The organism is Stakelama marina (assembly GCF_018122655.1).
Lineage (GTDB): Bacteria > Pseudomonadota > Alphaproteobacteria > Sphingomonadales > Sphingomonadaceae > Sphingomonas > Sphingomonas marina.
In genome coordinates this window covers 90723-115543 of sequence record NZ_JAGRQC010000001.1, presented here as the reverse complement: position 1 = coordinate 115543, position 24821 = coordinate 90723, and the positions used below count along the sequence as shown (strand labels likewise).

The window sequence follows — 24821 nt, the reverse complement described above, 5'->3', positions numbered from 1 at the left end:
ATAGCAACGTCATTAGCGCGGCAGGCGTTGCAAGTATGCAACAGCATGTCTATCGATCGCCAGCGAATCGCGATTATATGCCCGCGCCAGCATATTTCGGTGCACGGGTCGATATTGTAGTCGCGCACGGCGGCGATATTTTTGCCGCGGGAAAGACTCCGAACTCATTATTCTCAAGGTGTACTTGCATTGAATTCGAGCGCAGCGGGCGAGCACGGAACGGCAGCCAATTTCAAACCGAGCATCTTCTATGGAGCGATCGTCCTGATCGGCGCGCTGATGCTCTTCGCGATCCTCAACGCATCCGAAGCGGCAACGGTGTTCGGCGCGATTCAGAAGACCGCGACCGATGATTTCGGATGGCTGCTGATCCTGACCGTCAACATCCTTCTTATCCTGTGCGGCGTACTCGCCTTCAGCAGGTTCGGGCATATCCGGCTGGGAGGTAAGAAGGCGAAGCCCGAATTCGGGACGGCGACGTGGTTCGCCATGCTGTTTTCAGCGGGCATGGGCATCGGCCTGCTGTTCTACGGCGTTGCCGAGCCGGTGCTCCATTACGCCAATCCGCCGATCAGCGCCTTTTCCGATCCCAATGCGCATCTGCCTCGCGGCCTCGCCACGAATGCGCAGCACGCCATGGGTGTGACGTTCCTGCACTGGGGGCTGCACGCCTGGGGCATCTACGCGCTGATCGCGCTCGCGCTCGCCTATGTCTCGTTCAACAAGGGGCTGCCGCTCAGCATCGGCGCCGTGCTGCGCGCCGCGTTCCCGCGCATTCCCATGCGGCTGGTCGATGCGATCGACGTGCTGGCGATCACCGCAACCGTGTGCGGCGTCGCGGCCTCGCTGGGCTTCGGCGCATCGCAGATCAATGCCGGGCTTACGATGCTGACCGGCATGCCCGACAACGCCGTCGTCAAATTCGTGCTGATCGCGATCATCACGGCAATGGCCACGGTCTCGGTCGCGCTCGGCCTCGACACGGGTATCAAGCGGCTTTCCGAAATCAACATGGCGCTGGCGGTGCTGCTCGCGATCTTCGTGTTCGTGTTCGGGCCGACGGTCTTCCTGCTCAACGGCTTCATCCAGAATGTCGGCTATTATGTGCAGCGCTTCATCTACCTCTCGACCTGGACCGAAACCTACAGCCCCGGCCATTGGCAGGGCAGCTGGACGATCTTCTATTATGCCTGGTGGATCAGCTGGTCGCCGTTCGTCGGCATCTTCATCGCGCGCATTTCCTATGGCCGCACGATCCGGGAGTTCATCGCCGGCGTGCTGCTGGTGCCCAGCCTGTTCACCTTCATCTGGATGACGATCTTCGGTGACAGCGCATTGCATATCGAAATGTTCGGTGCGGGCGGCCTTGCCGATGCCGTGTCGGCGAGCATGCCCGACGCGCTGTTCGCCTTTCTGGCGCACTATCCGATCAGCCAGATCGCATCCGGCCTCGCCATCATCATCGTCGCGACATTCTTCGTCACCTCGGCGGATTCGGGCGCGCTCGTCACTGCGATGATCGCCTCGGGCGGCAATCACGAGGCGAGCTTCCTGTCGCGCGTCACCTGGGCGGTTGCGATGGGACTGTTGTCGGCGGCGTTGCTCTGGTCGGGCGGCCTCGCCGCGCTGCAGACCGCGGCGATCATCACCGGCCTGCCCTTCTCCATCGCGCTCCTTTTGATGAGCGCGGGACTTATCAAGCTGCTGCGAAAGGACGAGACGATCCTCGCAGCCGACGACAGCGCAGCGCAAGAGCTGGAGAACGCCTGAGCCTCAGTGCCCGGTCGGCTGGCCGGGTACATCTTCTCCACTGCTCCAACCGCCGGGGATCTGCCGAGATACCGGCGAGAGCATATGGATCGGCCGACAACTCGTCAGAGCTGCCCCTGAGCAAGCCCGAATGCGGGCAAAGAAAAAGGCCCCGGCAGCGCCGGGGCCTTTCCAAATCAAGCTCGTTTTCGTCGGCTATCAGTTCTTGCCGACCAGTTCCTTGTTGATCGCAAGCGCCGCCAGCGTCAGCACCGCGCCCGACAGCAGATAGCCGCCAGCCGCGAGCAAACCGAACTCGCTGGCGAGCAGCAGCGCGGCAAGCGGCGCGAAGCCGGCGCCGAACAGCCAGGCAAGGTCGGAGGTGAGCGCCGAACTGGTATAGCGTGCCGAACCGGAGAAGTTCGACGCCACCGCGCCGGAGCTCTGCCCGAATGACAGGCCGAGCAGGATGAAGCCGACGACCATATAGGCGATCTCGCCGACATTGCCCGCATCGAGCAACTGCGGCGCGAACCCGCTGAATACCGCGATCGCCGCCGCCGAAATGCCAAGCAGATATCGCCGCCCGATCCTGTCGGCGAGATAGCCCGACACGATGATCGCCCCCAGCCCGAATGCGCCTGCCACGGCCTCGATCAGCAGGAAGCGCGACGGCACTTCACGCGTGAACAGGAAAATCCACGACAGCGGGAACACGGTGACCATGTGGAACAGCGCGAAGCTCGCCAGTGGCGCGAAGGCGCCGATGATGATGCTGCGGCCTTCCTTCTTCACCGTCGGAATGACGCGCGTCGGTTGCAGCGCGCGGCTTTCGAACAGCTTGGCGTAATCGGGCGTGGTAACGAGGCGCAGCCGCGCGAACAGCGCAACGACGTTGATCGCGAACGCGACGAAGAACGGATAGCGCCAGCCCCAATCGAGGAAGTCGCCCGCCGACAGCGTCGATACGAAATAGGCGAACAGGCCGCTGGCCACGATCATTCCGATCGGCGCGCCGAGCTGCGGAACCATGGCATACCAGCCACGCTTTTCCTCCGGCACGTTGAGCGCGAGGAGCGAGGCGAGCCCGTCCCATGCGCCGCCCAGCGCAAGGCCCTGCCCGATGCGGAACACGGCAAGCAGGATGATCGCCCATACCCCGGCATCGGCATAGGATGGCAGGAACGCCAACCCGACGGTCGAGGTACCGAGCAGGAAGAGCGCCGCGGTCAGTTTCGACGCGCGACCGTAATTGCGGTCGACCGCCATGAAGATCAGCGATCCGAACGGCCGCGCGACGAACGCCAGCGCGAAGATCAGGAACGAATAGATCGTGCCGGTCAGCGCATCGGCGAACGGAAAGATCAGCGCGGGAAATACCAGCACCGCGGCGATCGCGAACACGAAGAAGTCGAAAAATTCCGAAGTACGGCCGATAATCACGCCGATGGCGATCTCGCCTGGCGCAACTTCGGTGTGACGGGCATTGATCTGCCGCGCATCATGTTCGACCGCGCCGGAACCCAGCGCTTGTCCTGCACTCATTCGCTTCTACTCCACGCGGCGCGACGCACGGGCGACAAGCCCGCGCGTTTCCCGCAAATCCAATAACGCATCAGCCTCCATATCGTAGCATTGTCGATCGGGGGATTGGACAAAATGTCCAATGTCGCACTGCACAAGCGATTGCTAGTTCGCGCCATCATGACACGAATCTCCTTTTCCGGTGTGCGGTCGCGCGCGCTGGCCGTTGTTGCTGCGGCCGGCCTGCTGCCGCTTGTCAGCGGTTGCAGTTCGGCCGTGCTCAATCCGTCGGGCGACGTCGCCGCGCAACAGCGCGACCTCATCATCATCGCGACCGTGCTGATGCTGCTCATCATCATCCCGGTGATGGTCCTGACCGTATTGTTCGCGCGCAAGTATCGGCACCAGAACGAAGATGCCGATTACGATCCCGACTGGGACCATTCGACCCAGCTCGAGCTGCTGATCTGGTCGGCGCCGCTGCTCATCATCATCTGCCTCGGCGCAGTCACATGGACGAGCACGCACCGTCTCGACCCCTATCGGCCGGTGGAACGGCTCCAGCCCGGTCGCCAGATCGCCAAGGATGTGAAGCCGCTCGACGTTCAGGTCGTGTCGCTCGACTGGAAATGGCTGTTCATCTATCCCGAATACGGGATCGCGACGGTCAATGAGGTCGCGGCCCCCGTCGATCGGCCGATCACCTTTCACCTGACATCGTCGAACGTGATGAACGCCTTCTACGTCCCCGCGCTCGCCGGCATGATCTACACGATGCCGAGCATGGAGACGAAGCTGAACGCGGTCATCAACAAGCCCGGCAATTACGAAGGGTTCAGCTCGAACTTCTCGGGCGACGGCTTCTCGCACATGGATTTCCGCTTCCACGGGCTGAGCGAGGCAGGGTTCAAGCAGTGGATCGGCAAGGCCAAGCAATCGGGCCGTGCGCTGGACACCGCGACCTATCTGAAGCTTGAAAAGCCCAGCGAAGACGTTCCCGTCATCCGCTATTCGCAGGTCGCACCCGGCCTCTACGACAAGGTGATGAACCACTGCGTCGCACCGGGCAGCCGGTGCATGCGCGATATCATGCGCGCCGACGCGGCAACGGCCGCCGGCAAGTCCGAAGGCGAGCCGTCCATGCCGATGCACATGGAGGGCGCCGGCCACGCAGGAACGAGGGCGCAGGCCGAACCCGAGGCACGCGTGATGCGGCTGCACGGCGCGGGCCTGACCCCGCCCGGACGCGACGCGCCGCAACAGATGTCCGCCGATGCAGCCCGGTCGCAGCGCGACCCGGCGACGCTTTGAACTGGTATTGATTATGGCACACGCTCCCATCCCCCCCACGAGCCCTATTTTCGGCCGGCTGACGCTTGACGCGCTGCCGTTTCACGAGCCGATTCTCGTCGCCACCTTCATCGGCGTCGTCTGCGGCGCTTCGGTCGTTCTCGGCCTCATCACCTATTTCAAATGGTGGGGCCTGTTGTGGCGCGACTGGTTCACCAGCATCGACCACAAGAAGATCGGCATCATGTACATGGTGCTGGGCCTTATCATGTTCCTGCGCGGCTTTGCCGACGCGCTGATGATGCGCGCGCAGCAGGCGATGGCGTTCGGCGACAATGCCGGATATCTGCCGCCCGAACACTATAACCAGATCTTCACCGCGCACGGCGTCATCATGATCTTCTTCGTGGCGATGCCGCTGGTGACGGGGCTGATGAACTATGTCGTGCCGCTCCAGATCGGCGCGCGCGACGTCAGCTTCCCGTTCCTCAACAATTTCAGCTTCTGGATGACGACGGCAGGCGCCGTCATCACGATGATTTCGCTGTTCATCGGCGAATATGCGCGGACCGGCTGGCTCGCCTTTCCGCCGCTGTCGGACATCAACGCCAGTCCCGGCGTCGGCGTCGATTATTACATATGGGGCTTGCAGATAGCCGGCCTCGGTACCTTGCTGTCCGGCGTCAACCTGATCGCGACGATCCTCAGGATGCGTGCGCCGGGCATGACGATGATGAAGATGCCGGTCTTCACCTGGACGGCGCTGTGCACCAACGTCCTGATCGTCGCCGCCTTCCCCGTGCTGACGGTCGTTCTCGCACTGCTCAGCCTCGACCGTTATGTCGGCACGCAGTTCTTCACGAACACCTTGGGCGGCAACCCGATGATGTACGTGAACATGATCTGGATCTGGGGCCACCCCGAAGTCTACATCCTGATCCTTCCCGCATTCGGCGTATTCTCGGAAGTCGTCTCGACCTTCTCGGGCAAGCGGCTCTTCGGTTATTCGTCGATGGTCTATGCGACGATCGTCATCACGATCCTCGCCTATCTCGTGTGGCTGCACCACTTCTTCACCATGGGCTCGGGCGCCAGCGTCAACAGCTTCTTCGGCATCACGACGATGATCATCTCGATCCCGACAGGTGCGAAGATATTCAACTGGCTCTTCACGATGTACCGCGGCCGTATCCGCTTCGAACTGCCGATGATGTGGACGATGGCGTTCATGCTGACCTTCGTGATCGGCGGCATGACCGGCGTGCTGCTCGCGGTGCCGCCGGCCGATTTCGTGCTGCACAACTCGCTGTTCCTGGTGGCGCATTTCCACAACGTCATTATCGGCGGCGTGCTGTTCGGCATGTTTGCCGGGATCAACTACTGGTGGCCCAAGGCGTTCGGCTTCAAGCTCGACCAGAAATGGGGCAAGCGCTCCTTCTGGCTCTGGGTTGCCGGCTTCTACTTCGCGTTCATGCCGCTCTATGTGCTCGGCCTGATGGGCGTGACGCGCCGCCTGCAGCACTTCAACGACCCCAGCCTGCAGATCTGGTTCGAGATCGCGGCCTTCGGTGCGCTGCTCATCGCCGGCGGCATCGCCTGCATGGCGATGCAGTTCGCGGTCAGCATCCGCGACCGCAAGAAGAATGTCGATCTGACGGGCGACCCCTGGCATGGCCGCACGCTCGAATGGTCGACCTCTTCGCCGCCGCCGGCGTATAACTTCGCCTTCACGCCCGTCATTCACGACAATGATGCGTGGTGGGACATGAAGCGCCGCGGCTATGAGCGTCCGACCACGGGCTTCGAAGCGATCCACATGCCCAAGAACACCGCCGCCGGCATCATCCTGGCCGGGATCAGCGTGGCGTTCGGCTTTGCGATGATCTGGCATATCTGGTGGCTGGCCGCGGTCAGCTTTGCCGGCCTGATCGCTGTCGGCATCGGCCACACCTTCAACTACGACCGCGACTATCACATTCCCGCCGAGGAAGTGGTGGCGACAGAGGACGCGCGCACCCAGGCGCTCGCGGTGCAGGGCTGAAAGCTATGAGTACGACGACACCCAACGCCTTTTACGACGGCGATCGCCCGCTCTTCCACCTTCCGGAAGAGCCGCATCATCCCGAAGGCCACAGCACGATGCTGGGCTTCTGGCTGTATCTGATGAGCGACTGCCTGCTCTTCGCGGCGCTGTTCGCGATGTATGCGACGGCAAGCCACAGCTATGGCGGCGGTCCCGGCCAGCACCAGCTGTTCGAACTGCCGCTCGTCGCGCTCAACACGACGATGCTGCTGCTGTCCTCGATCACCTATGGCTTTGCCATGCTGTTCATGGAACAGGGCAAGAAGGGCGCGACGCTCGCCTGGCTGGCGATCACCGGCCTGTTCGGCGCCTCGTTCATCGGCATCGAGCTGTACGAGTTCTCGCACCTGATCCATGAAGGCGCGACGCCGCAGTCGAGCGCATTCCTGTCGTCCTTCTTCGCGCTGGTCGGCACGCACGGGCTGCACGTCACCGTCGGCCTCATCTGGCTCGTCACGCTGATGGTCCAGGTTTCGAAAAAGGGTCTGATCCAGGCCAACAAGCGCCGTCTGATGTGCCTGTCGATGTTCTGGCACTTTCTCGACGTCGTCTGGATCGGCGTCTTCACCTTCGTCTATCTGATGGGAGTCGCCCAATGAGCGCCACCCCTGCCACCCACGGCACCGACCACGCACACGCCCATGACGATCATCATGAGGCAGAGATGCCGCATGGTTCGTTCAAGGGCTATATGATCGGGTTCATCCTTTCGGTGATCCTGACGGCCATTCCCTTCGCGCTGGTGATGACCGGGGTGCTCGACCGCAGCACGACGGTGGTTGCCATCCTGGCGATGGCGGTCGTCCAGATCTTCGTCCACATGGTCTATTTCCTCCACATGAACTTCAAGGTGGAAGGCGGCTGGTCGATGCTGGCGCTGATCTTCACCGTCGTGTTCGTGCTCATCACGCTCGCCGGGTCGATCTGGGTCATGTATCACATGAACACCAACATGATGCCGATGTCGCCCGCCGCGATGGCGCAATCTGGATGAAGCGAGGCCGGACGGGCTTTATATTCCTGCTGACGCTGTCGGCGGTCGCCTTTGCGGGGTTCGTATCGCTCGGCATCTGGCAGATTCACCGGCTGGCATGGAAAGAGGCGCTGATCGCCCGCGTCGACGCGCGCGTGGCGGCGGCGCCGGTGCAAGCCCCCGGCCCCGATCTCTGGCCCGACATCACCGCGAAGAATTCCGAATATCTGCATGTCCGCCTGCGCGGGCGGTTCGAGCATGACAGGAACACGCTGGTAAAGGCGGTCACCGACCTCGGCTCGGGCTATTGGGTGCTCACCCCGCTCGATACGAGCCGCGGGTTCACCGTGCTGGTCAACCGCGGCTTCGTCGCCGGCGCGAGGCCCGTCACCGCGCCGACGGGCATCCAGACCATTACCGGCCTGCTGCGCATCTCCGAACCCGGCGGCGGCTTCCTGCGGTCGAACCGCCCCACCGAAGACCGCTGGTATTCGCGCGATGTCGCGGCGATCGCGAAAGCGCGCGATCTGACCCATGTCGCCCCCTATTTCGTCGATGCCGACAAGCGACAGGAAGCGCGCAACTCGCCGATCGGCGGGCTTACCGTCATCCGTTTCCACAACAATCATCTGGGCTATGCCGTCACCTGGTTCGTGATGGCGCTCGGCGCGCTGGTCGGCGCTGGCCTGTTGATCCGCGAGCGGTTTCGGCCCCAAAAGGCCTGATGGCCGAAACACGGGCGACCAGCACAGACGTCAGCGCCAATGACAATATGCGCCAGCTCATCGCGCTGCGGTGGCTGGCCGTCATCGGCCAATATGCAACGATCCAGGTGGTGCACTTCACCATGGGCGTGCATCTGCCGATCGCACCCATGTTCGCCATTCTGGCGGCGCTGGTCGTCCTCAACGTCGTCAGCACCGTCGCGCTTCATCGCGGCATTCGCATGGGCGAGCGCGAGTTGCTGCTCGCGCTGCTGATCGATGTCGCCGGATTGGCGGGCCTGTTATATTTCAGCGGCGGCGCGACCAACCCGTTCGTTTCGCTTTTCCTGTTGCAGGTCGTACTCGGCGCGGTGCTGCTGCGGCCCGCATCGGCATGGGTCATCGTCGGGGTTACGACCGCCAGCTTCCTGATCCTCGCTGTCGCGCACCGGCCGCTGGTGCTCCCGCCGCGCTTCATGCTGGGGATGTTCGATCTCTACATCATCGGCGCGCTCATCAGCTTCGTCCTGATCGCGGCGCTGCTGGTGCTGTTCCTCGCCCGGGTGAATGCCAACCTTCGCGCCCGCGACGCGCGGCTGGCAACGCTCCGGCAACAGGCGGTCGAAGAGGATCATATCGTGCGCATGGGGCTTCTCGCCTCGGGTGCCGCGCACGAACTCGGCACGCCTCTCGCGTCGCTATCGGTCATCGTCAACGACTGGAGCAGGATGCCTAGACTGACCGAAGACTCCGAAATCGCCGAAGAGATTGCCGACATGCGGGTCGCCGTCGATCGGTGCAAGGCGATCGTCAGCGGCATCCTGATGTCGGCCGGTGAGGCGCGCGGCGAACAGACCGCCATCACGACGGTGGGCCGGTTCTTCGACGAAGCGGCATCGGAGTGGCGCAAGCGCAACGGCGACGGGACGCTGGTCTTCACCAACCATCTGACTGCCGACCCCGCGATCGTTTCCGACGCCGCGCTGAAGCAGGTGATCTGGAACGTGCTCGACAATGCATGGGAAGCCTCGCACCAACCGATCGAACTCGCCCTCACCCGCGATGGCGACGAACTGGTGCTGACGACGCGCGACCATGGTCCCGGCTTTGCGGATGCGATCCTCAGCAACTGGGGAAAGCCCTATCAGTCGACCAAGGGACGCGAAGGCGGCGGGCTTGGCCTGTTCCTCGTCGTCAACGTCATGCGCAAGATGGGAGGGCGCGTAGAGGCGAGAAATGATCCATCGGGCGGCGCGGTCGTTACCCTCGCACTACCGCTGGAAACGATCGCATGGACAGGAGAAAGACAGCGATGAGCGACCGGACGCTGCTGATCGTCGAGGACGACGCAGATTTCGCGCGCACCCTCAAACGCTCGTTCGAGCGGCGCGATTACGCGGTCTCGCTCGCGACCTCGCTTTCCGAAGTCGATGCGCGCCTCCACGACGACACGCCCGACTATGCAGTCGTCGATCTGAAGCTCGGGACCGAATCCGGCCTCAATTGCGTGAAGGCGCTGGCCGAACATTCATCCGATACGATCATCGTCGTCCTGACCGGCTATGCCAGCATTGCGACGGCAGTGGAGGCGATCAAGCTGGGCGCGACCCATTACCTTCCGAAGCCGGCGAACAGCGACGATATCGAGGCTGCTTTCGGTAGAACGGCAGGCGACACCGAAGCGCCGATGGCGGAGCGCGAGACCAAATCGGTAAAGACGCTCGAATGGGAGCGTATCCACCAGACGCTCGCGGAAACCGATTTCAACATCTCCGAAACCGCGCGCCGCCTCGGCATGCACCGCCGCACGCTGGCACGAAAGCTGGAGAAACGCCGTGTCAGTTGACCGGCTCCGCGCAGAACCTGCCCTCTAACGCACCGACGGATTACGGCCCGATATCGTTAAAGCTGGTGCGGTATTTCTGCCCGCCGCCGCCACCGAACCCGAGCGCCTTGGCAATCGGATCGTTCCAGCCATAATTGTCGGGGCGATACTGTACCTGCCCCGCCGCGCCGACAAATGCCGGATGATAAAGCAGGCGCACCGGGATTTCCTTCGGCAGGGGCACATAGGAATTCTCGCCCGAGGTGCGTGCCTTTTGCCATTTGTCGACGACACCTTCGTCGCTCGCGATCATGTCCGCAAAGCCCAGCGCGTCGTGAACCCGCACGCAGCCATGGCTCAGCTGTCGCACATTCCTGTCAAACAGGCTGCGCGCCGACGTGTCGTGAAGGTAGATCGCCTGACCGTCCTTCATGTCGAACTTGACCAGGCCGAGCGCGTTGCCCTCACCCGATTTCTGAACGATCCAGCCGTTGCGCCATTCAAGGTTGTTGCGGCGGAAATAGGCTTGGCTCTTCCCCGCCATCTCGGTCCGCTGGATCGAACGCGGCACCGTCCATGTCGGGTTGGCGACAAGGCGAAAGATCGGCGCCTGCAGCTGCGGCGTTTCCTTGCCCGGCTGGCCGACGATAACCTTGCGGCGGTTCACCGGCTGACCGTCGCGGAAATATTGCAGCTCAGCCGCAGCCGTATTGACGTCGATCCGCGTCGCCGGCGGCGTGCGCGAAAGCCAGCGACGCCGATCGAGCGCGACCGCGAGCGAACGCGCATGCTCGGCCGGACCGGCGTTCAGCGCCGACAGCGTATCGGGACCTACGATGCCGTCATCCGCGATGCCAAAATCGGTCTGCAACTGTTTGACGGCGGTTTCGATCCGGGGCGTATAGAGGTCGGCGTTCTGCGTGTCCTGCGCGCTTGAATCGCCGCCATCCGCAGGTGCCGGGGCAGTGTCGGGCTGCTTCTCCAGATAGCCGCTGCTTTCCAGCGCCTTTGCAATCAGCGGAACGCGGGGGTCGTGCTCACCGACATGGATCAGGTCGCCATGCCCGATCTCGGTACGCGTTTCCCGCTTTGCCGCCTTCGACTGGTCGAGATAGGCTTTCGACAGCGCGCGATATTCGTCGGTTTGCGGTGCAAGGCTGTCGAACCACTCACCCACCTTGCCCGTTTCGAGCGCCTTTTGCAGGCCTTTCGGCAGGTCGATATCGGGGCGCGGTATCGTGTAGATCTTGTGCAATTTCGTCGGGTCGGTGAGCCCCCGTGCCAACGCGCCTGCATAGTACAACGCCGCTTTGGTCAATGCGACATCGAGCGCCGCCGGCGTCGCGCCTTCCGTGTTCGGCAGGAAGGTCACGCGGTCGAGGCCGTGACGCGCCCTGTCCGCCAGTTCCTGGCGAAGCGCCTGCTCCGCCGCGGGCGACCATGCCGCCTGCCAATTCCGCGACTGATAGAACTGGTTCAGAACATCGCCCTTCGCCGCATCGCGAAGCGCGGATGCGTCGATCGTGGGGGGCGACGAATCCGTGGTCGAAGCCACCTGTACCTTTTGGGTCGATTCTGCCTTGGAATTGCAGCTTGCGACTGCGGCGACAGCGGTGAGCAAAATGCCCAGCGAGCTATGCTTCATCCGGCGTTCGGTCCTCTTGTACTGTTACTCTACTCAGACGAAACCGGCGCAGGATTCCTTCTGACAACTGCTTGGACGAAAACGGCCGAACGCACAACTCGTTCCGTTTGCCGAATAATATCGCCACCGACTGGCGACGCCAGGACAAGAGTAAGGGGGCGCCCCGTCGCAGCCCCCCTCAACACGATAAGCTTTTCCCGGGAGGCTAGGCCGCGGCTTGCAACGGTACGGGGTCGCCGAACGTCTCGCGGTGAACGCGCCGCTCTGCCTCCATCGTGTAGGAAGCGAAAATCTGCCCGAGCAGAAGCTCACCGGATTCATCAGGGCCGGCAACGTCGGAAGCATCGGCCAGCATCTCCTCGATCTCGGCGCGCGCCGTGTTCGCCGCCACGATAAGATCCTGCGATGCGCCGAACACGCCGGCTGCCGCATTGATCATTTCGGCCGCCCGCGGGCCGTCGCGTCCGAGCAGACCCAGCGCCTCGCGGAGCTGGACATCGACGCCTTCGAGCAGCGCTATCGAACCCGATGCCTGCTCCTCCAGTTCGGCGATCTGCCCGGCGTCTGCGGCGGCGCTGGTTTCTCCGAAGCGCGCTGCGAGTTCGACCGCCTGGTCAAGCCCCGCCATTGCCGCACGCGCGCACTCGACGATATCGCCGGTCAGCGTGCGAAGCTGCTGCGCAATCACGTCGAAGCCATTGGCCTGCAAGCCCATCTGCGCGCATTTGGCAGTGGCATTGAGGCTCAGTAACCGCATATTGTTCTCGATCCGCGCAATCGCATCGACATGGCCGAGCAGATCGTTGACGGTCTGCTGCACCATGCTCGCCAGCCGGTCGAGCTTGCGGCGCTCGGCGCCATATTCGCGCAGCACCGCCGTAGCCGCGCGCATCTCGGTAGCAAGGCGGGTGAGGATCGATTCCTCACGGTCGCCCTGGCCATAGGTCCCCTGCCCCTGATCGCGCATCGTCTGCGCGCTCTGCGCAAGCTGGGCGAGCGCTTTGTCAAGTTCGGCGCGGTCGGTGTCGAACGAAGCCGCCAGATCGGCAAGCTGCGCTGCCTGGAGTTGAAGCACAGTCACGCGCGCGGCGGGCCCGACCTCGTCAGCGCCATTTCCGACACGGGCCAGCGCCTCGCATATATGATCGATGCGCTGGTGCGTGCTGTCGCCGATCTGCAACGAGACGACGGCACGGGCGACACCCTGCGCAATGCTCCGCGACAGCGCGGTCGTCTCTGCACTGCCGCTGGAGGCGCGGTCGCGGTGTTCCTCGAGCGCGCCGACATTGCGGCTGATCTCGGCGGTCAGTTTGGTCAGCGCGGGCGCGTGGCGTGCCTCGAACACCAATTGCCGCTCGGAAACCTGGCGTACCGCATCGTGAAGACGGCGATATAGTTGCGAAAAGGCGGTGATGCGATCCGCCGCCGTGTCCGAAAGCACCACAATGTCATCGGTAAAAACATCGAGCCCGGCCTCGTGCCCCGCGGTTTCCTGCGCCACCACCTGCGCATTCAAAGCGACGATGCCGAGCAGCTTGGCCGCCCGGACGAGATCGGCGACCGGCTGGTTCGCCTCGGCAACGACCTTCAGCAGTCCGCCTACGGTCGATCGTTCGTCGGCAAAGGTCCGTGCGATTTCTCCGGCGCGCGTTCCAACGGCGTTCAGGCGCTCGCAGGATTCGCCGAATTCCTCGCTCTCGAACGAACGCGGCAACGCTTCGAACGCGCCGCCAATGCCGTTCAGGACGCCAGCGCAAGCGGTCAGGCGATTGCCGACATCGGTGAACAGGGCGTCGCTGCGTCCCCGGACGCCGGACAGTGACGCGGTAATCGGGCCGCTGTCGAAATCAAGATCAAAGGCGTGCGACATCAGTTTTTCCCTCGTTCGGCGCATTCGCGCCCGAATGCCGTGATTGCGGGTGCCATCTGTGAAAGCGACAGGACGCGCGCGGCGCCGCCGTGCAGAACCGCCTCTTTCGGCATGCCATAGACCACGCTGCTTTCTTCATCCTGCGCGATCGTATCCGCCCCGGCCGACCGCATTTCAGCCATTCCGCGAGCGCCATCGTCGCCCATGCCGGTCAGCAGCATGCCCATCGCATCGCTGCCTAATTGCTGGGCCGCGGAGCGGAACAGCACGTCGACCGACGGCCGGTGCCTGCACACGGGCGGCGCATCGACGATCTTGACGCTCGTTCTCTCCCCTGCCCGCGACACGAGCATGTGGCGCCCGCCCGGCGCGATCAGCACCTCACCGCGAAGGACGGGATCGCCGTCCTTCGCCTCTCGCACCGTCAAGGCCGACAATCGGTCGAGCCTGCGGGCAAAGGCGGCGGTAAACTTGTCGGGCATGTGCTGGACGATCACGATGCCCGGCGTTCCGGCAGGCAATGCCTCCAGAACCTCGCGGATCGCCTCGGTCCCGCCGGTCGAAGCGCCGATACAGATGACCGGCTCCCCCCGTTGCATCCGCGCAGCCTTCGCGGCGAGCGCAGCAGGCGATCTGGGTGGAATAACGATATCGGCGGTCAGCTTGGCATTTTGCGGGCCTGACGGCACGGCAATCGCTTGCATCCGCTTGCGCGAACACGCCGCTGCGCGGGCGATTTCGCGCAACTGGTCGCCATTATTGTAGATGAAATTGCGCGCATCGAAATGCGGTTTTGCGACGACGTCGACTGCGCCCGCCTCCAGCGCCGCGAGATACGCGTCCGACCCCTCCTCCGCGATGCTCGAACAGACGACAACCGGGATCGGCCGCTGCGACATGATCTTCTTCAGAAAAGTGATGCCGTCCATCCGCGGCATCTCCAGGTCCATGAACAGCACGTCGGGCACCTGCTTGCGCATGCGCTGCGCGGCGGCATAGGGATCGCCGGCGCTTCCGATCACTTCGATCGACGGATCGGCGTTCAGAATGTCGGTAAGCGCCATGCGAACAGAAGCCGAGTCATCGACGATCATCGCCTTGATTACGCGGCCCTTGCACGGATCGCCTTTGTCCTTGCGGTCCATGTCAGCACTCCTGGAAAACAGCGGGCGCGACCTGGGACCAACCCAGGCGGGTGCCCACCATCGATTCCGCATGACCAAGCACCAGATACCCCCCGGGGCGAAGGTGCTGGCGAAGACGCATCACGACCGCTTCCTGATCTTCGGGTTCGAAATAGATCAGCACGTTGCGCAGGAAGATGACGTCGAAGTCGCGGTCGACATTGTACCGCTTGTCCATCAGGTTCAGCGTCCGGAACTCGGTATGGCAGCGCAATTCGGGCGCAATGCGCACCTTGGGAATGACGCCCGGCGCACGCGCGAACATGACGTAGCGCGACTGTTTCGCATCGGGCACCGGCGCGATGACATCCTGCGAATAAACCGCCCGCTTCGCATCGGCGATCATCGACGCGCTCAGATCGGTGCCGAGGATATGCCAGTCGAACGCCTGTCCCGCCGCAACCATGTCGGCAAGAACCATCGCGATGGTATAGATCTCGGCCCCGTTCGAGCTCGCGGCACTCCACATTTTCAGTCGCGGCGGTTGTGGCCGGTCGCACGCAAGTAGCGCCGGCACGGCGGTCCGCTCGAGAAAGGTGAAGTGATCGGGCTCGCGGAAGAAGTCGGTCTTGTTCGTGGTCGCCACGTCGACGAGATACGGCAATTCCTCGGCCAAGCCGCCCTTGTTGAAAAGGTAGCCGCAATAAGCGGCAATTGAAGCGAAGCCCGCCTGCAACGCACGCTTGCGCACCCGCCCTTCCAGCATCATGCGCTTGCCGTCGGGCAGCTTGATACCCGAGGTTTCGTTGACGCTCGCGGCAATCTTGCGAAAGTCGCGGAGCGAAAGCGTATCGTCCATCGGCTGGGCACGCGCCGCCGACCAGTGTTCAACACCCATCGCACGGCTCCAGCACGTTCTCCGCCAACGCCTTGCGCGCGTCGCGGCCCACCAGTGCCGCGAAGTCGAGCACCGTGACGAACGCCCCGTTGCGGCGTCCCACCCCGATGATCGCGCGCGACGCGGTGACACCGATCGCCTCGGGCGGCTCGAGCGTATCGCTATCGAGCTGCGTCACCTCGAACACACGGTCGACACGAAGGCCGACGCGTGGGGCCGCCTGTCCGTCGGCGGGGAATTGCAGCACCACGATCCGGGTCTGTTCGCCATCCACAACGTCGGGCAGATCGAGCAACCGGCGCAGGTCGGCAACGGGCACGGTTTCGCCACGAATGTCGATCAGGCCCAGCAAGTGGCGCGGCATCTGCGGCAGTCGGGCGATCGCACCGGCGGCGAGGATTTCCTGCACCTCGCCGACCGGTACGCCAAATACCTCGTCCCCGGCGCCGAGCGTGACATAAGTGAGCTGCGTGCTCATCGCCTTGCTCCGTTTCAGGCCGCGCCGCGGCGCACGAACTGTGCGTCGAGACCGTCCTCGCCGTCCTCACCATCGAGATCGAAGTCGAACGCATCGCCCGAACCGCCACGGCCTTTCAGCTGCGGAGAGACGATCGCCAGTTCGCGCTCGATCGCGCCGCGCTTCGGGCGAGCCGGCTTGGCGAACGAACGCTCGCCGCCGCCATCGACGTTGAAATAGCTGATCGTGCGCTGAAGCTGTTCGGCCTGGCCGGCCAGTTCATCGGATGTCGACGACATCTGCTCGGCAGCGCTCGTATTCTGCTGTGCAACCTTATCGAGCTGCTGGATCGCGGTGTTGATCTGCGACGCGCCGATCGTCTGTTCACGCGCGGCGGCGGAGATTTCCTCGACAAGCTGCGCGGTGCGCTGAATGTCGGGTACGAGCTTGCCGAGCATCTCGCCAGCGGTCTGCGCCGACTGGACCGTCGTTGCGGAAAGGCCCGAAATCTCGGCCGCTGCCGCCTGGCTGCGCTCGGCGAGCTTGCGCACTTCGGACGCCACCACGGCGAAGCCGCGACCATGTTCGCCGGCACGTGCCGCCTCGACCGCGGCGTTCAGCGCGAGCAGGTCGGTCTGGCGAGCGATTTCCTGCACGACCATGATCTTTTCGGCGATCGTCTGCATCGCGGCGACAGCCTCTGCAACGGTCTTGCCGCTCTGCGTCGCGCTTTCAGCCGAATTGCGAGCGATCGTTTCGGTCTGTACCGCATTGTCGGCGCTCTGCTTGATCGTCGCGGTCATCTCTTCCATGGAAGCCGATGCTTCTTCGGTCGAGGCCGCCTGCTCGGTCGCACCCTGCGAAAGCTGTTCGGCGGTGGCCGACATCTGCTGGCCGCCAGATGCAACGTTGCGGACCGCCGAGGCAACCTCGGTCATCACGCCAGAAAGGCGATCGAGCGCGGTATTGAAATTGGTTTTCAGTTCCTGATAGGCGGCCGGGAAATCGGCTTCCACGCGAACGGTCAGATCCCCCTTGGAAAGGCGGTTGAGCGCGTCCTGCAGCGTGTGCACGACCATCTTCTGATCGACGGCGGCATCGCGGAAAGTGTGCATGGCGCGGGTCAGACGTCCGACGCAGTCGGTATAGTCGGTGAACTGGATGGGGCTTTCGAGATCGCCATCGGCAAGTCCCTCCATACGCAAGACGGTCGTGACATAGGGATCGGCGATCGCCTTGCGGAAAAGATAGCCGAACACGATGCCCAGCGTTGTGCTGACGCCACCGATCATCAGCGTGTAATGACCGCCGAGGAAGAATTCGGCCGCGATGACGGCCACGATCAGCATCACCATCGTCCCGAAGGCGACGGAGAGCTTTTTGCGGATCGGTGCATTTGCTTGGAACCAGCGCACGGGAAAGTCCTTTCGAGAGTGAACGAACCGTATCTTCAGCACCCTTGGCTGTCGGGACACGGACCGAATGCGTGTTAAGAAGATGGCGACTGCTCGGGCCGACTGTTCTCGACCACCTGCAGATCCGCCGGTTACGCGGCCATTCTCACGCGGCCTCCGGAATATCCGACCGGTCGGCCGATCGGCTTATCGCCTCGAAGATCGTCGACAGATCGGGAATGATGATGAAGCCGTCGTCGCGTTGCACGATCGCGCGGACATATTCGCGCGGCCAGCGCATCCCCACCGACGGCGTCGGCTGAAAGTCGCGCTCGTCGATATCGCTGACCGCAGTGACCGCATCGGCCATGATGGCGACCGTCAACGGCTCGCCATCGAGCGTGATTTCCACGACGATGATGCGCGTGTCATGGTCGGCCGCGCGGCGTTCGCATCCGAACATCACGCGCAGGTCGGTCAGCGGTACGATCCGCCCGCGAACATTGACCAGACCATCGGCATAAGCTGGCGCGCCCGGCACGCGCGTCACCGGCGCGACTTCCAGGATTTCGCATACGCAGCTCGCCTCGATCGCGAACATCTGGTCGACCAGACGAAAGATCAGCCGGTCGCTCATGCTGCTTCCCTTTCCTCGATGCCGGCAGGCGTGCGCTTCATCGCACCCATGCCGATCAGTTGCGCCACGTTCAGGATCAGCGAAACGCTGCCGTCGCCCAGGATCGTCGCTCCCGAAAAGGAGTTCAGGCCCGAATGGAGCCGCGAAAGCTGCTTGATGACGACCTGGTGGTTGCCGAGGATCTGATCGACCGCCAGCCCGACACGCGCATCGCCCGCCGACACGACGACGACCTTCTGGAAGTCGCTCGTTTCGCCTTCGGCGCGAAACAGTTCGCGAAGCCGTAGGAACGGTACGATCTGTCCCCGGATGTTAAGGAAATCGCGACCCCGGCGGTCGACTGCCGACGCCGGAAGCTCGACGCACTCCTCGACCGCCGCCATGGGGATCGAGTAGCGCCCGTCGCCGACGCGCACGAGCATGCCGTCGATGATCGCGAGCGTCAGCGGCAGGCGCAGCGTGATCGTCGTGCCGCGCCCCGGTTCGCTCGTCAGGTCGATCGTGCCGCGCAGCGCCTCGATGGTCTGCTTGACGACGTCCATGCCGACACCGCGGCCGGACAGTTCAGTGACCTCGGCGGCGGTCGAAAAGCCGGGCGCGAAGATCAGCGGATAGATTTCCTCGTCGCGCATCTCGGCATCGGGACTGATAATCCCGTTTTCCTCCGCTTTCTGGCGGATGCGCGCCGCATTCAGGCCGGCGCCGTCGTCGGTCAGCGTCACCGTGACCTCGGCACCCGAATATATCGCCGCGAGCCTGACGGTGCCGGCGGCAGGTTTCCCCGCCGCCACGCGCGCATCGGGATTTTCGAGGCCGTGATCCACCGCGTTGCGGATAAGGTGCACGAGCGGGTCTGCCAGGCGCTCGATCACCGTCTTGTCGAGCTCGGTCTCCTCGCCCGACGTGACGAATTCGATCTCCTTGCCGAGCGACCGCGAAAGATCGGACACGAGCCTGCGGAAACGACCGAACAGGCTGCCGATCGGGACCATGCGAATTCCCATGCTGGTGTCGCGCAGACCGCCGATCAGCCGTTCGAGTTCCTCGGCGATGCCCTGAAGCGCGGGCGGCGCGCCATCGGCAGTCAGCTCGCTGAGACGGGTCTGGGCGATCACGAGCTCGCCGACCTGATCCATCAGCGCATCGAGCCGTTCGGCAGGCACGCGGAGCAGCGCGGCCTTCGCAGCGGGCGCGCTGGTGGCGGTGACGACCTCACTGCGCGGCGCGGCCTTTTCCTCCGGTGCATCGCCCGGCACCGCCGCCGCTTCTCCAGCAGGTTCGTCGATCCGCGAAACCTCAAGGTCGAGATCGTCGCCCTGGAACAGGAACACGTCCTCGATCGCCGCCTGCGGATCGGTCGCCTCGATGACGACCTCCCACCCGATATAGCAGCATTCGGGATCAAGCTCGTCGAGCAGAGGAATATCGTCGGTCAGCGCCGAAATGGTCGCGGGCCCGATCTCGGCAAGCTCGTCGAGCCGCAGAAGCGGGTTGGTGCCCATTGCCAGGGCGTCCGCGGGCAGCTTGAACCGGACGCGCCAGCGACCGGCGACACCGTCTGCGGCTGCGGTGGAAACGGGTTCCGCCACGGACGCATCGGAGGCGCCACCTTCCTGCGGCGCGATCGCGTCGAGCGCGGTCAGGATGCGCGCACCGCCTGCAGTATCGGCGTCGGGATCATTGATAAGGCCATCGACATGGTCGCGCGCCTGGAGCGCAAGCGTCACCAGATCGGCAGAGATCGGCTGGCCGCTCTTGCGAACGCGGTCGAAAGCGGTTTCGAAACCGTGGACGAACTCGGCGACCGCGGTGAATCCGAACATCGCCCCCGATCCCTTGATCGTGTGCAGCGCGCGGAACGCGGCGTCGACAAGTTCGCGATCGGCAGGCGCCTGTTCGAGGTCGAGCAGCGTGGTCTCCAGCTGCTCGAGCAACTCCTGCGCCTCCTGCCGAAAGGTCTCGGCTGGATCGACGCGGGTCATCAGCCGGTGACCTTCTTGATGACCGACACGAGCTGCGTCGGGTTGAACGGCTTGACCATCCAGCCGGTGGCACCAGCCGCCCGCGCCTCGCGCTTCAGCGCTTCGTCGGACTCGGTGGTGAGCAGAACGATGGGAACGCCCTTGCTCGACGGGTGCTGGCGATATTTGCGGATGAACTCGATGCCATTCATCACCGGCATGTTGAGGTCGACCACCACCGCATGGACGGTGTTGGTGCTTGCCTTGGCATAGCCTTCGGACCCGTTTCCGGCCTCGATGACCTGGTGCCCTTCGGCGGCCAGCGTCATCGCGACCATCTGCCGGATCGATGGCGAATCGTCGATGGTCAGGATCGTCTTGCTCATGATTCCTCGCATTCGGAAAGGTTGGCGTCCGGCGCCCAGAAGGCGGCATCGGTGGATTGCGGCATGCCATCGGCATCCAGAATGCCCATGCGCTTCAGCACCGCCGTCAGCGGCGGATGGCACGGGTCAGCCAGCTTCAGGTCTCCACCGGCGGCTTCGGCCGAGCGGCGCGCGCTGAGCAGCAGCTGAACGCCGGCCACGTCGATGCTGTCGGCCGCCGAAAGGTCGACCGTCACCGGATACCCTCCGGCGAGCTCACCTTGCAGTCGAGGCGCGACTTCAGCGACGGTCTGCACCGTCAGCTCGCTGCCGACATCGAAAATCGTCACGTAAGACTCCCCACGGGCTGACCACATCGCCTGAACGGCGGATCGGCATCGGATGAGCGACGCATGGGCGCTTCACCGTCCGTCGGTCACATATTAGGAAGATCGGGGAGGTGTTCAGAAACCGATCACGGCTTTTTCGATCGGCAGCGGACAAATTAGGTTCAAAATGGTGTCTTTTGTCCCTACGCTTCCTAACCAAGTTTCGTAACGCAGGCCTAAGATGCCGCGCGATACTGCGCGGTTTAGGTAATGAATAGGTGCGTATGGTTTCCAGGCTTCGTGAAACCACAAGAATAGACACTACGCAGATTGAGCGTATCGCGCGTGTTTGTGCCGGGCTTGCCCTCGTAATATCGCTATTGGCGCTTGCCCGAATGGGAATCGGCGCTTCTTCGGTCACGTCAGTGTTCGGTATCGACCTTATGCCGGTGCCGCTGGCGATGACCGGATTTGCCTGTCTGGCCTTTTCGCTGCTCGCCCATATTCGCGGCGATCGCGACGTTGCGACGGCTCTGCTGACGGTCCCCGCACTGGTTCTGATCCTGTTCGCGACCCAGCAAGTCGCATCGGTGACCGTGCCCAACTGGGTGTTTTTGAATTTCGTCGGTCCGGTCTCGACAACCGCGACACCAGTGGCGGACCTGCTGCTCCTGACGCTCGCGACCCTGCTTGCCCAGCGCCCACAACGCAGCGCCGGCGCCGCGTCGGTGATCTTCGCCAGCCTCACGCTCGCGTTCGCGGTAATGTCGTTCGTGACGCTGGCATCGGACCTGATCGAAGAAGGGGCGCTGGGCCGCTACCTTCTGATGTCGCCGGCAGCCGCGCTCTGTTCCGTTCTGCTTGCAACCGCCATTTTGGCGCTGCGTCAGGAATCGGGCTGGCCGACCCTTTTCCGGTCGGGCGCGTCCGGTCGAATCCTTAGAACCGCCTTCCCTGCCGTCCTGATCGTCCCGGTGGTCATGATGGTTGTCGAGCTGCTGCTCGTCCGATCCGACACTCTCTCCGCCCCGTTGGCCGGCGTTCTGGCTGCATGTGGCAATGTCGTAACGCTATCGGCGATTGTCCTTTGGGCAGCGCGAGGCATCGCTCGCAGCCAGGCAGCACTCTACCAAACCACCGAGGCGCTGGATTCGGCGGCAGTGATGATTACCGACCGCGACGGCACGATCCTGCACTGGTCGGAAGGTTGCGAGCGGCTGTACGGATGGAGCAACGCCGAAGCGGTCGGCAGATCGAAATATGAATTGCTGAACACCGCTGAACGGGGTCAACCCGCCACCGCTCCCCGGCTGGCCGACGGTGCCCTCAGTGCTTCGCGAACGCTCGAGGAATGCGGCAAGGACGGCGAGCGCATCACCATTGTCGAAGACGCGCGACTGATAAAGCGCCCCGACGAAAAGCTGCGGCTGGTATTATCGGTAACCGACATTTCGGAACTGACCAGGACGACCGCCGCTCTCCGCGAAAGCGAAGCAAGGCTCGAACTGGCGCTCGACGCACACTCGATCGGCATCTTCGAATGGGACCGCAAGACGGGCGACCTGCGCTGGTCGCTCGGTGCAGAGCGGCGGCTTGGGCTGATACCGGGCCAGATAACCTCGTTTGACGACTGGACGCGGTTTACCGAACCGGAGGATCTCGCCGTCATCGAACGTGTCCTGGCACGTGCGGTCGCTGAAAAGTCCAGCCGGTTCAGCTTCTCCTACCGTTTCAACGCACCGAGTGGCGAGCAGCGCGTGATCGAGGGATCATCGCGATGCCTATACGACGCGGATGGCGAGTTGGCGGGAACGGTCGGCGTCAATATCGACGTGACGGATCGCGTGAAGGCGGATCGTGCCCTGCGCGCCAGCAACGAACAGTTTCGGTCGGTGCTTGAAACCGTGCCGAGTACGATGCTGATCGTCGACGAACAGGGAACGGTGCTGTCGTTCAGCAAATCAGCCGAAGCCTTGTTCGGCTATGCAGCCGAAGAAATCATCGGACAGCCCGTCACGCTCCTGACGCGGGAAGACACAGACGGAAACGGGTTGTCGGAAAATTTCAGTGCGGAACACGCACGGACGCCGGCGGGAATGCGCACGCTCACGGCCCGTCACCGCGACGGCAGTGACGTTCCTGTCGAAGTCTGGGTGGGCGAATTCGGCACCGAGAAATCGCGTCTTTTCACCATTTTCATGCGCGACATCAGCGAACGACTGCTTGCCCAGGAAAGGCTGTATGACCTGCGCACCGAGCTGGCTCATGTGTCGCGGGTGAATACGATGGGCGAAATCGCCGCCGGTATCGCGCACGAACTCAATCAGCCGCTATCCGCGATGGTCAACTTCCTCGGCGCGGCGAAAATGATGCTGAAGCCCGAAGCTCCTCGGCCCGAACAGGCCACCGAAGTTGTCCAGCTCGCCTCCGAACAGGCGATGCGCGCGGGCGACATCATCCGCCGTTTGCGCCAGTTCGTATCGCGTGGCGAAGTCGAGATGCATCCGCTGCACCTGGACAAGGTCGTCGAAGAATCGGTGGCGCTCATGCAACTCGGCGGGGGTCAGTACGACATCACGCTCGATATCGATCTTTCGGACGACCTGCCGCGCGCCCTGGCCGACCGCGTTCAGGTCCAGCAAGTCCTGGTGAACCTGTTGCGCAACGCGATCGAGGAATTGCGCAAAATGCCCAAGGACCAGCGGCGCATCGGTATCCGCGCGAAACAGATCGATGCCGAGGTGATCGAGATGTGCATCGAAGACAGCGGCCCCGGATTGCCGGACAATATGCTCGATCAGCTATACACCCCTTTCGTTTCGACCAAGAAAACGGGCATGGGTGTAGGACTGTCGATCTGTCGCCGTATCGTGGAGGCGCATGACGGCACATTGACGGCGGAAAACAAGGAAGAAGGGGGAGCCGTGTTCAGATTTACCTTGCCGGCAATGCGAGAGGAGGAACTTGCGTAATGCGCAGCATCTATCTCGTTGACGACGACGATGCGGTCCGCGCATCGCTCCACGCGCTTCTGATGGTCTATCAGAACACGATTATCCGCGGTTTTCGCTCGGGTGACGCGTTTCTTGAAGAACTCGACGATCTCGGCCCCGGCGCGGTTCTGCTCGATTTCCACATGCCGGGAGCGACCGGGCTCGACGTGTTGAAGCAGATCGGGGACCGCCCGGAATTTTCTTCGGTCATCCTGACCGGCCAGGGCGACGTCCAACTGGCCGTCCAGGCGATGAAGGCCGGCGCAATCGATTTTCTCGAAAAACCTTATGAGCCCGAAGAGCTTCTCAAAACGGTGGAAATAGCATTTGCGCGGCTGGACGAAGATGGCCGCGCAGCCGCGCGCACCGAAACGGCGAAGGCGAAACTCGAACGGCTGTCGGCGCGCGAACAGGATGTGCTGGAAGGGTTGATCGACGGAAATTCGAACAAGGTGATCGCGCAGGATCTGGAAATCAGCCCGCGAACCGTTGAGATCTACCGAGCCAACATGATGGAAAAGCTGGAGGTGCGAAGCCTGTCGGAAGCACTGCGCGTGGCTTTTGCCGCCGGGATGATCGAAGACTGATCCACCGGCGCACCGGACGCATTCAATCCTGATCGGGTACCGACAGCCATTCGCGTATCTGGTGTCGAATGGCCTGGGTACCACCACTGCGCGGGATGATCGCCACATCCTCGCTCTGGGCATCTCCGAGCGCGGGTTCGTGATTGGCGCTGATCAGGATAATGCGCCCCTGCCAGCCATGTTCCTGCAGCAGTTCGCGCCGCGCTTCAGGCGCGCACCGCAACTGGTCGGCGTCGACGACAAGGACCGAATGCGCGCGCAGCCCGTCGCTGAGACTGGCCCGACGGTAATCGCGCGCCGTGACCACCGTCTCTCCGTCCATGCCGAGCATCGCCGCCAGAGCGGATCGCCAGACATAGTCTTCTGAAGCTACGACGATTGGCAGCGCCGGCCGGTACATCTCATCCCCCGCA

Annotated in this window: 22 protein-coding genes; 10 read left to right on the top strand and 12 right to left on the bottom strand. The window is 63.2% G+C overall.

Annotated elements, in window-relative coordinates:
* Positions 1 to 189 precede the first annotated feature (189 nt).
* Complete coding sequence (locus tag J7S20_RS00550) at positions 190 to 1770, top strand: BCCT family transporter (RefSeq protein WP_284052283.1); 1581 nt, start codon at positions 190 to 192, stop codon at positions 1768 to 1770.
* Between the two features lie 198 nt (positions 1771 to 1968).
* Here the strand turns inward: J7S20_RS00550 and J7S20_RS00545 are convergent, their stop codons facing one another.
* Complete coding sequence (locus J7S20_RS00545; protein WP_284052282.1) at positions 1969 to 3294, bottom strand: MFS transporter; 1326 nt, start codon at positions 3292 to 3294, stop codon at positions 1969 to 1971.
* Positions 3295 to 3453: 159 nt separating this feature from the next.
* On the opposite strand from J7S20_RS00545, the gene cyoA reads away from it, so the two are divergent.
* Genes cyoA through J7S20_RS00510 form a run of 7 tightly spaced genes read left to right on the top strand, consistent with a single transcriptional unit; the run spans position 3454 to position 10169 of the window.
* The gene (gene cyoA, locus J7S20_RS00540) at positions 3454 to 4584 is read left to right on the top strand and encodes a ubiquinol oxidase subunit II (protein ID WP_284052281.1); all 1131 of its coding nucleotides are present in this window, start codon (positions 3454 to 3456) and stop codon (positions 4582 to 4584) included.
* Positions 4585 to 4597: 13 nt separating this feature from the next.
* Positions 4598 to 6604, top strand: a complete 2007-nt coding sequence (gene cyoB / locus J7S20_RS00535) for a cytochrome o ubiquinol oxidase subunit I (protein ID WP_284052280.1) — start codon at positions 4598 to 4600, stop codon at positions 6602 to 6604.
* Between the two features lie 5 nt (positions 6605 to 6609).
* On the top strand, positions 6610 to 7245 hold the full coding sequence (gene cyoC, locus J7S20_RS00530; RefSeq protein WP_284052279.1) for a cytochrome o ubiquinol oxidase subunit III: 636 nt from the start codon (positions 6610 to 6612) through the stop codon (positions 7243 to 7245).
* Complete coding sequence (gene cyoD, locus J7S20_RS00525) at positions 7242 to 7640, top strand: cytochrome o ubiquinol oxidase subunit IV (protein WP_284052278.1); 399 nt, start codon at positions 7242 to 7244, stop codon at positions 7638 to 7640. The genes cyoC and cyoD overlap by 4 nt, the downstream gene beginning before the upstream one ends.
* Positions 7637 to 8344: an SURF1 family protein gene (locus tag J7S20_RS00520; protein WP_284052277.1), complete on the top strand. Its 708-nt coding sequence runs from the start codon at positions 7637 to 7639 to the stop codon at positions 8342 to 8344. The genes cyoD and J7S20_RS00520 overlap by 4 nt, the downstream gene beginning before the upstream one ends.
* A complete protein-coding gene (locus tag J7S20_RS00515) occupies positions 8344 to 9639 on the top strand; it encodes an ATP-binding protein (protein ID WP_284052276.1) in 1296 nt (431 codons plus the stop codon). The genes J7S20_RS00520 and J7S20_RS00515 overlap by 1 nt, the downstream gene beginning before the upstream one ends.
* Entirely contained in the window at positions 9636 to 10169 is a 534-nt protein-coding gene (locus J7S20_RS00510; RefSeq protein WP_284052275.1) for a response regulator transcription factor, read from the top strand. Before J7S20_RS00515 ends, J7S20_RS00510 begins: the two co-directional genes overlap by 4 nt.
* Before the next feature lie 40 nt (positions 10170 to 10209).
* Here J7S20_RS00510 and J7S20_RS00505 read toward each other — a convergent pair whose 3' ends face one another.
* The 10 genes from J7S20_RS00505 to J7S20_RS00460 form a co-directional block, all read right to left on the bottom strand.
* Positions 10210 to 11703, bottom strand: a complete 1494-nt coding sequence (locus J7S20_RS00505) for a L,D-transpeptidase family protein (RefSeq protein ID WP_284052274.1) — start codon at positions 11701 to 11703, stop codon at positions 10210 to 10212.
* A gap of 295 nt (positions 11704 to 11998) precedes the next feature.
* Positions 11999 to 13663 (bottom strand): hypothetical protein, encoded by a 1665-nt coding sequence (locus J7S20_RS00500; RefSeq protein ID WP_284052273.1) that lies wholly within the window; start codon positions 13661 to 13663, stop codon positions 11999 to 12001.
* A complete protein-coding gene (locus tag J7S20_RS00495) occupies positions 13663 to 14808 on the bottom strand; it encodes a protein-glutamate methylesterase/protein-glutamine glutaminase (RefSeq protein WP_284052272.1) in 1146 nt (381 codons plus the stop codon). Before J7S20_RS00495 ends, J7S20_RS00500 begins: the two co-directional genes overlap by 1 nt.
* Position 14809: 1 nt before the next feature.
* On the bottom strand, positions 14810 to 15685 hold the full coding sequence (locus J7S20_RS00490) for a CheR family methyltransferase (protein ID WP_284052271.1): 876 nt from the start codon (positions 15683 to 15685) through the stop codon (positions 14810 to 14812).
* Positions 15675 to 16163: a chemotaxis protein CheW gene (locus J7S20_RS00485; RefSeq protein WP_284052270.1), complete on the bottom strand. Its 489-nt coding sequence runs from the start codon at positions 16161 to 16163 to the stop codon at positions 15675 to 15677. Before J7S20_RS00485 ends, J7S20_RS00490 begins: the two co-directional genes overlap by 11 nt.
* Positions 16164 to 16177: 14 nt before the next feature.
* Positions 16178 to 17557, bottom strand: a complete 1380-nt coding sequence (locus J7S20_RS00480) for a methyl-accepting chemotaxis protein (RefSeq protein WP_284052269.1) — start codon at positions 17555 to 17557, stop codon at positions 16178 to 16180.
* 145 nt (positions 17558 to 17702) lie between these two features.
* The gene (locus J7S20_RS00475; protein WP_284052268.1) at positions 17703 to 18173 is read right to left on the bottom strand and encodes a chemotaxis protein CheW; all 471 of its coding nucleotides are present in this window, start codon (positions 18171 to 18173) and stop codon (positions 17703 to 17705) included.
* Complete coding sequence (locus tag J7S20_RS00470) at positions 18170 to 20155, bottom strand: chemotaxis protein CheA (RefSeq protein ID WP_284052267.1); 1986 nt, start codon at positions 20153 to 20155, stop codon at positions 18170 to 18172. Before J7S20_RS00470 ends, J7S20_RS00475 begins: the two co-directional genes overlap by 4 nt.
* Positions 20155 to 20520: a response regulator gene (locus tag J7S20_RS00465; RefSeq protein ID WP_284052266.1), complete on the bottom strand. Its 366-nt coding sequence runs from the start codon at positions 20518 to 20520 to the stop codon at positions 20155 to 20157. Before J7S20_RS00465 ends, J7S20_RS00470 begins: the two co-directional genes overlap by 1 nt.
* Positions 20517 to 20876, bottom strand: a complete 360-nt coding sequence (locus tag J7S20_RS00460; protein WP_347709214.1) for an STAS domain-containing protein — start codon at positions 20874 to 20876, stop codon at positions 20517 to 20519. Before J7S20_RS00460 ends, J7S20_RS00465 begins: the two co-directional genes overlap by 4 nt.
* Positions 20877 to 21223: 347 nt before the next feature.
* On the opposite strand from J7S20_RS00460, the gene J7S20_RS00455 reads away from it, so the two are divergent.
* Positions 21224 to 23800, top strand: a complete 2577-nt coding sequence (locus tag J7S20_RS00455) for a PAS domain S-box protein (protein WP_284052264.1) — start codon at positions 21224 to 21226, stop codon at positions 23798 to 23800.
* On the top strand, positions 23800 to 24408 hold the full coding sequence (locus J7S20_RS00450) for a response regulator transcription factor (protein ID WP_284052263.1): 609 nt from the start codon (positions 23800 to 23802) through the stop codon (positions 24406 to 24408). Before J7S20_RS00455 ends, J7S20_RS00450 begins: the two co-directional genes overlap by 1 nt.
* Positions 24409 to 24430: 22 nt before the next feature.
* Here the strand turns inward: J7S20_RS00450 and J7S20_RS00445 are convergent, their stop codons facing one another.
* Positions 24431 to 24808: a hypothetical protein gene (locus tag J7S20_RS00445; protein WP_284052262.1), complete on the bottom strand. Its 378-nt coding sequence runs from the start codon at positions 24806 to 24808 to the stop codon at positions 24431 to 24433.
* Between the last annotated feature and the right edge of the window lie 13 nt (positions 24809 to 24821).